This is a genomic window from Micrococcus lylae, from assembly GCF_900163825.1.
Taxonomy (GTDB): Bacteria; Actinomycetota; Actinomycetes; order Actinomycetales; family Micrococcaceae; genus Micrococcus; species Micrococcus lylae.
Window position 1 is genome coordinate 1 of the sequence record NZ_FUKP01000058.1, and the last position, 8,115, is coordinate 8,115.

The 8,115-nt window shown below is 71.6% G+C and carries 3 protein-coding genes and 1 pseudogene; 1 reads left to right on the forward strand and 3 read right to left on the reverse strand.

Translation table 11 applies throughout. From position 1 onward, the window contains the following. Window positions 1–957, forward strand: a pseudogene (locus FM125_RS12005) (hypothetical protein); the annotation flags it as partial. Between the two features lie 148 nt (window positions 958–1,105). Here the strand turns inward: FM125_RS12005 and FM125_RS08360 are convergent. From FM125_RS08360 to FM125_RS08370, 3 genes are all read right to left on the reverse strand, one after another. Further along, window positions 1,106–3,145: an FMN-binding glutamate synthase family protein gene (locus FM125_RS08360; protein WP_087134290.1), complete on the reverse strand. Its 2,040-nt coding sequence runs from the start codon at window positions 3,143–3,145 to the stop codon at window positions 1,106–1,108. A 259-nt stretch (window positions 3,146–3,404) separates the two neighbouring features. Then, on the reverse strand, window positions 3,405–3,962 hold the full coding sequence (locus FM125_RS08365) for an acyl-CoA thioesterase (protein WP_067189694.1): 558 nt from the start codon (window positions 3,960–3,962) through the stop codon (window positions 3,405–3,407). A 157-nt stretch (window positions 3,963–4,119) separates the two neighbouring features. Then, window positions 4,120–7,803 carry a bifunctional proline dehydrogenase/L-glutamate gamma-semialdehyde dehydrogenase gene (locus FM125_RS08370; RefSeq protein WP_087134291.1) on the reverse strand — a complete coding sequence of 1,228 codons (3,684 nt, stop codon included), beginning with the start codon at window positions 7,801–7,803 and terminating at the stop codon, window positions 4,120–4,122. Between the last annotated feature and the right edge of the window lie 312 nt (window positions 7,804–8,115).

An 8,115-nucleotide genomic window follows, 5' to 3' on the forward strand; every position in this document is an offset into this window, starting at 1 on the left:
CCGAGCCCGTCGGACGACCCCACCGAAGGCCCCTCCCCGTCACGCGAGCCGTCCCCCTCGCCCTCCGACGACCCGACTCCGAGCCCGTCGGACGACCCGACCGAGGACCCCACCCCGTCCGAGGAACCGACGCCGAGCCCGACCGAGGACCCGACGCCCAGCCCGTCCGACGACCCGACCAAGGACCCGACGCCCAGCCCGTCCGACACCCCGAGGTCGCCCAGCCCGTCCGACACCCCGCGGTCGCCGAGTCCGACCCCGCCGCTGTCCACCCCGTGGACCCCGCACGCCTCCTCGGCCCCTGACGGCCCCGGCAGCCCATCCTCGACCGCGCCCGGCACCCGGACGCCGGCCCCGTCCTCCGAGGTGCCCGGTTCTTGGACCCCGTCGCCGTCCGCCGACGGCCAGGACGACTCCTGGACTCCGGCCCCGAGCCCCGGCACGGACGACGCCCCGAGCCCCGAGGCCTCCGGGACCCCCGGAGACGGCGCGATGTCCCCGTCCGGCGAGCCGCTGGACCTGGACTTCTACCCTGCGCCGACCCCCGGTGGGGCCACCGAGGCCCAGGGCGCCGCGTCCCTCGGCTCGAACGACGGTTCCAGCCGCAACAGCACCCTGCGCGACGCCTCGGACAGCGCCCTGTCCGGCCTGCAGAACTCCGGCCGTCTCCTCGAGGACGACGCCCTCGCCGCCCTCGAGCACGCGCAGAAGGAGAAGCTGGTGAAGCCGCAGGCCTCCGGCGACCAGACCGAGGACCTGCGCAGCATCCTCTCCGAGGGCGAGACGGACGATTCCTCCATGGACTGGGCGGAGCGAGGTCCGCTCCTGGCCCGCGTCGGGCAGGCGCCCGGGTGGCTGATCGCCGTGCTGCTCGTCAGCGTCGCCACCCTCGGCGCGCTCGGCTACCGGTCCTTCGCCGCCTTCCAGCGCCGCCGCGAGGAGCGCCAGGGCGGCTGACGGTCCCACCCGCACACGGAAGAGCCGGCCCCGGCAGACCGTCTGGTCTGCCGGGGCCGGCTCGTGTCAGGACCGCGGCGGGTCCGCGGGGTCAGGCGCGGCCCTCGGGGTCAGGCGCGGCCCTCGGGGTCACGCGCCGACCTCGGGGTCAGGCGCGGCCCTCGGGGCGGTCGCCGCCCTCCACGGTCTCGGTGGTGCCACGGCTCGTGTCCTCGTCGCCTTCCTCGATGCGGCGGTTGCCGTGATCGTCCTGGGACGGGCCGGCGGCGTACGGCTCCGTGTGCTCGTCGTCGTGCGGATGCTCGGCGGTCTCATCGCGGACGGGGGCCTGCTGTGCAGCAGTGGAGCCGCCGGCAGCCGAGGTGCTGCGGCTGTCCTCCACTGCGCGCTGGCCGGTGACTCCGTTGCCGTAGTAGTCGTACAGCGACTGGCCCTCGGCCAGCTGGGTCACGCGCGGCATCGGGGAGGTCGACGGATGCGCCTCCTCCGCGGCGGCCGACGCGCGGCGCTCGGCCGCATTCGCCTGGGCGCGCTGGGTCGGGGTGACGAGCAGCTCCGAACGCCACTCCGGGTTGTGGTCGTTCAGGTACTGGATCGGGGCATGTTCGCCGAAGTGGTCGGCATCCGCCTCCTCCCAGTCGATGTCCCAGCCGCCCGGAGGGGCGTTCAGGAGCTCGTTCTGGCGGATCCAGCGGTAGATGGACGCGTAGGAGCGGGTGCTCAGGTGGTCCACACGGCGGCGCAGCATGCGCGTGTTCAGCTGGGACGGGTCGGTGACGCCCATGGACGCCATGATCTGCACGGCCTCGCGCACGGTGAGGCGGTGATAGTTGTACACGCGGGCGGACTTGTCCTCCACGTCCAGGGCGCGCATGAGGCGCGGGTCCTGGGTGGCCACGCCCACCGGGCACTCGTTGGTGTGGCACTTCTGGGCCTGGATGCAGCCGGTGGCCATCATCATGGCGCGGGCGGACATGGTGAAGTCCGCGCCCTGGATGAGGCGCTTGACGATGTCCGAGCCGGTGGCGATCTTGCCCGCGGCGCCGATCTTCACCATGTGGCGCAGGCCGGTGCCGACCAGCGCGTTGTGGACGAGCATGAGGCCCTCGGTGAGCGGGGTGCCGATGTGGTCGGAGTACTCGAGCGGGGCGGCGCCGGTGCCGCCCTCCGAGCCGTCCACGATGATGAAGTCCGGAGCGATGCGCTCCTCCCACATGGCCTTGCACATGGCCAGCACGTCCACGCGGGAGCCCACGCAGAACTTGATGCCGATCGGCTTGCCGTCGGCGAGCTCACGGAGCTGCCCGATGAACTGCACCATCTCACGCGGGGTGGAGAACGCCGAGTGCGAGGCCGGGGACAGGCAGTCCTTGTCCTCCGGGATCTCACGGGCCTCGGCGATCTCCGCGGTGATCTTGGAGGCCGGGAGCATGCCGCCCAGGCCGGGCTTGGCGCCCTGGGACATCTTGATGGTGATGCCCTTGACCTCGGGGAGGATGGCCTTCTCGCGGAACTTGTCCGCGTTGAAGGTGCCGTCCTCGTTGCGGCAGCCGAAGTAGCCGGAGCCGATCTCCCAGAACAGGTCGGCGCCGTTGCCGCGGTGGTACTTGGTGAGGCCGCCCTCGCCGGTCTCGTGGACGAAGCCGCCCATGCCGGCGCCCTTGTTCATGGCCCGCACCGCGTTGGCGGAGAGCGAGCCGAAGGACATCGAGGAGATGTTCATCAGGGACATGTCGTACGGCTGGCTGCAGTCCGGCCCGCCGATGCGGACCGTCGGCGGCTCGGCCGGCGGGTTCACCGGGGCGGACGAGTGCAGGAGGAACTCGTAGCCGATCTCACCGGTGTCACGCTCGGTGCCGAACGCCTTGTGGTTGTCGAGGCCCTTGGAGCGCGCGTAGACCAGCGATCGGGTGTCGCGGTCGAACGGCTTGCCGTCGAAGTTGCGCTCGATGAAGTACTGCTGGATCTCCGGGCGGATGGACTCCAACAGGTACCGGAAGTGGCCGAGGATGGGGTAGTTGCGGAGGATCGCGTGCCGGCGCTGGGTGAAGTCCCAGATGCCCAGGATGGCCAGGGCGACCAGGATGACGGCCAGGAACCACCAGGCTTCGTTGCCCAGCGAGGCCACCAGAACCACGATCAGAGCCCCGAGCGACAGCGCGGCGATGACGAGAAATCTGTTGTTCACCCGAACATCGTGCCGTATCAGGATGTGGAATGACAGTACCGACGGACGTTCCCCTCACATTCCGTCTCCGCCGTGGACACTTCGTCCACGGGACGGGCGCGGAAAGGCCCCGCATAGCCGCATGCGGGGCCTCGCCGGTGGCGTTTCGTTCACGACGACGGTCGCCTCCTGGGCGTGTCGGGCATCACCGTGCCGGCGGGCCGGCCGCAGCGGCCGGCGAGCCGGCCCCGACAGGCGGCGGGGCCGTCGTCGGGAAGGCTCACCAGGTGTGGGGCACGGGGGTGCGGGAGGAGGGCAGGGCGATGTTCCGACGCCATTCGTGGAGCCACTCCGGGATGCCGGGGCCGCCCTCCGGGTCGTGGCCGAGGGAGCGCACGGCGTCCGCGATCTCCTCATTGCTCACCGGGCGGCCGTCCTTGGCGCGCAGGCGGCCGCAGATGTAGCCGCGGACGTAGACCTCCCCGTCCACCACGATCCGCTGTTCGAGCCACATGGAGCGCTCGTCGAACCCGAGGAAACGGGTGTCCACGGAGAACTTCTGGCCGAACTCCACGGAACGGCGGAAGGCGATCTGTTCGGCCTGCACCACCGGCAGCCAGCCGCGCTTGCGGGACTCCTTCCACAGGCCGCAGCGGTCCATGAGGTCGAAGCGGCCGAGGTCGAACAGGCCGAAGTACTGCCCGTTGTTGATGTGCCAGGCGATGTCCACGTCCGTGAGCAGAGCACGCAGCGGGACCGACGTGGGCTCCCACAGGGAGACACGGCTGCGACGGCGGGACTTCAGCAGGGTGGCGACGGTGCGGAAGATCAGGTGCATGGACACCATGCTACCGGGGAGTAACTCCCGGGTGGAGGGGGCGTCGCCGGCAGTCCCCCGGACGCGGCACGGGCAGCACCGCAGGCGCCCCGAGACACGCCGCGGGCCGCCTCCCGGGAGGGAGACGGCCCGCGGCCAGCCGGAGCATCCGTGCGGATCAGAGGATCCCGTCCGTGAGGTGGTCCGGGGTGCCGAAGCGGTGGGCGGTGATGGAGATCGCCTGCTCGTGCACGAACGGCAGCAGCTCCACCTCGCCGGCGGAGACCACCGGGCCGGCGTAGACGGCCACGTCCGGGGTGCCGCCCAGCGCGTGCTGGAGGGCACGCTTGGCCGCCAGCGCGCCGGCACGGTCGCCGACCCAGTCCGAGATGAGGCGGATGCGGGCGTCGCCGCCGCCCTCGGCAGTCGGCGGGACCTCCGCGAGCTGCTGTGCCCGGCGGTGGAACTCGCCCGTGGGCTCCACGTGGATGTCCACCGGGGCCCCGAGCTCGGTGCCCTGGAACTCGCGGCGCAGCTGCTCCACCTGGCCGCGGACACCCTCGGAGGAGATGCTCGAGGCGTCGCCCTCCTCGGTGGACGGGACCGGGTTGATGGAGACGGTCATCGGGGCGCCGGCGCGCAGGCCGGCGGAGACCACGCGCAGCAGGTGCTCGGCGGGGCCGTGCTCCCAGCGCACCAGCACCGGGGTCGGCACGTGGCGCAGCACGTTGCGCTCGGCACGCAGCGCGGAGATGTCCTGGTCCGGGCCGAAGACGGTGGTCCAGGTCTGCTCGTCCAGCTTCTGGGCGGTGTGCAGCCAGGACGGGTCCACGTTCGGCTCGCCGTCGGCGCCGGAGGAGGACTCCGGGTTGGTCAGCCAGGTCGGGGCGTCCTCCCAGTGCACGAGGCCGTGGAGGTAGTGCGGGCCGCCGGCCTTGGTGGTGGCGCCCACCACGGAGCGCTTCCAGCCGCCGAACGGCTGGCGGCGCACGATGGCGCCGGTGATGCCGCGGTTGACGTAGAGGTTGCCGGCGCGGACGTGCTGCAGCCAGTAGTCGATCTCGTCCGGGTCCAGCGAGTGCAGGCCCGAGGTGAGGCCGAAGTCCACGGCGTTGACGATCTCCACGGCCTCCTCCAGGTCCTTGGCCGTCATCACGGACAGGTGCGGGCCGAAGAACTCGGTGAGGTGGGAGTGGCTGCCCGGCTTCACGCCGTAGCGGATGCCCGGGCTCCACAGCCGGCCGGATTCGTCCAGCTGCTTCGGCTGCAGGGCCCAGGACTCGCCGGGCTCGAGCTGGGTGAGGCCGCGGCGCAGCTTCTCCCCCGGCTCCTCGATGACCGGGCCCATCTGGGCGCGGGCGTCGTCCGGGTAGGCCACGTGCAGGGAGCGCGCCGCGTCCAGGAGCTGGCGGTGGAAGCGCTCGGAGGTGGCCACCGAGCCGACGAGCACCACTAGGGAGGAGGCGGAGCACTTCTGGCCGGCGTGGCCGAACGCGGAGTTCACCACGTCATCGGTGGCCAGGTCGAGGTCCGCGGACGGGGTGACGATCAGGGCGTTCTTGCCGGAGGTCTCGGCCAGCAGGTTCAGGTCCGGGCGCATGGACTTGAACAGCTGGGCGGTCTCGTAGCCGCCGGTGAGGATGAGGCGCTCCACGGACGGGTGGGTGACCAGCGCGGTGCCGACCTCCTTCTCGTCCTCGTCGGCCATGGTGACCAGGCGGACGAGGTCCTCGGGGTCGATGCCGGCCATGGGGCCGTCGGCCGCGAACGCCTCGGAGGCGCGCAGGCCCTCCATGATGTGCTCCCAGGCCACGGCGCCGGTGCGCTCGGACTGCGGAGCGGGCTTGAAGACCACCGGGGAGCCGGCGCCCAGGGCGGCCATGACGCCGCCGACCGGGATGGCCACCGGGAAGTTCCACGGCGGGATGACGAGCGTGAGCTTCACGGGGATCGCGCGGGCGCCCTCGACCTGGTCCAGGCCACGGGCGAGGCGGGCGTAGTAGTGGGCGAAGTCCACGGCCTCGGAGACCTCGGGGTCGCCCTGGTCCAGGGCCTTGCCGGTCTCGGAGCCGGCGACCTCGAGCAGGCGGGCGCGGGCGGCGTGCAGGGCACGGCCCACGGAGTCGAGGGCCTCGGCGCGCTGCTCGCCGGTCAGCTTCCGCCAGGCGTTGCCCGCCTTCTCCGCGCGGGCGATGGCGTCCTCGGCGCCGGAGGCGGTGGTGACGCGGTGGGCGTCCACGGCCTCGGTGCCGAGGGTGGAGTGCGGGATGGCCTCGAGGATCCGGCGGGCCCAGGCGCGGTTGCCCGGCAGGGACGGGTCCGTGTCCGGGGTGTTGGCGAAGCCGTCCACGGGGGCGGGGGTGTCCCCGTCGATGTGGCGGGAGCGGTCCTGGCCGCGGGAGGGCACCGGGACCTCGGTGTCCATCTGTTCGAGGGAGGCGAGGAAACGGTGCTTCTCCCGCTCGAACAGCTCCGGGTCCGAGTCCAGGTCGAACACGGCGGACATGAAGTTCTCGGAGGAGGCGCCCTCCTCCAGGCGGCGGACCAGGTAGGAGATGGCCACGTCGAACTCGCCGGGCTTCACCACCGGGGTGTAGAGCAGCAGGGAACCGACGTCCTTCTTGACCGCCTCGGCCTGGCCGGTGGCCATGCCCAGGAGCATCTCGAACTCGACCTCCGGCGGGATGCCGCCGGCCTCCGCCACACCGCTGGGCTGTTCGGTGGACAGGCCGCGGCGCTTGACCAGCTGGTGGGCCAGGGCCACGTCGAAGAGGTTGTGCCCGGCCACGCCGATGCGCACGTTCTCCACGTGCTCCTTGGTGAGGGCGTAGTTCAGGACGCGCTTGTAGTTGGTGTCCGCCTCCTGCTTGGAGGGCACGGTGGCGAGAGACCAGCCCATCAGGGACGCCTGCATCTGCTCCATCGGCAGGTTCGCCCCCTTGACCACGCGGACCTTGACCGGGGCGCCGCCGTCGCTGACGCGGCGGGCGGACCACTCCTGCAGGCGGATCATCGCGGCGAGGGCGTCCGGCAGGTAGGCCTGCAGCACGATGCCGGCCGGGTAGTCCTTCAGCTCGGGCTGGGAGAGAAGCTCGGTGAAGACGTTCAGCGTGAGGTCGAGGTCGCGGTACTCCTCCATGTCCAGGTTGATGAAGGTCTTCTTCTCCTTCGCCAACAGGTACAGCGGGGTGAGGCGCTCGGTGATCTCCTGCACGGCCTCGTCGAAGGCATAGGGGGCGTGCGGGGCGGTGGCGGCGGAGACCTTCACGGACACGTAGTCCACGTCGTCACGGCGGACGAGGTCGGCGATGCCCTCGAGGCGGCGGTCGGCCTCGCCCTTGCCGAGGATGGCCTCGCCGAGCAGGTTGATGTTCAGGTGGGTCTTCTCGTCCCGCAGGGAGGCGATGGCCTTGGTGAGCTGCTTGTCCCGGGCGTCCACGATCAGGTGGGAGACCATCTGGCGCAGCACGCGGCGCGCGGTGGGCACCGCGACGTGCGGGAGCATCGGGGCCACGCGTCCGCCGACGCCGAACACGGCCTTGAGGGCTGGCGGCAGGAACTGCGGCGACTCCTGGGCGAGCTCGCGCAGGGCCCGGGCGGCGATGGCCGGGTCCTCCGGGCGCACCACGTGGTCCACGAAGCGCACGATGAAGTCCAGGCCGCCCGGCTCCTTGAGCGCGCCGGCGAGCTGGGTGGCCGCGAAGTCGGCCTTGTGGCCGCGGGCCTCGGTGAGCCAGGTGCGGACCTGCTCGATGGCGGCGTCCGCGGACTCGTGCAGGTCGGCGGGGTCCGGGATGCCTCCGGTGGCGTCGAGGAGGCGGTCGAGGTCGTCGTGGTCCTGGGCGGAGAAGGTCTCGGTCATGCTCCCACTGTGTCCGGAATCGACGGCACGGGGCAATTCGGCGGGTGCTGGGACCCGTGCCGCCGAGCCAGAGACTTCGGCTAGTTGCGGGCGGGCTCAAGGGGCCGTTCCTTCTGGTTCGCCGAGCCAGAGACTTCGGCTACTTCACGGGGCGCTGAAGCGGCCATTCCTTCTGGCTCGCGGAGATAGGGGCGAACCCCGTGCGCCGAACCAGAGACATTGGCTACTTGCGGGCCAGCTCAAGGGGCCACACTCTCGGGCGTGTCAGATGGTCTGTGTAAGCCGTACCGAGAGGAACGGTAAGAATCATGA

Coding starts and splice junctions, on each gene's coding strand:
- FM125_RS08370 (WP_087134291.1), bottom strand. CDS start 7,803: ATGACCGAGACCTTCTCCGCCCAGGACCACGACGACCTCGACCGCCTC.
- FM125_RS08365 (WP_067189694.1), bottom strand. CDS start 3,962: ATGCACCTGATCTTCCGCACCGTCGCCACCCTGCTGAAGTCCCGCCGT.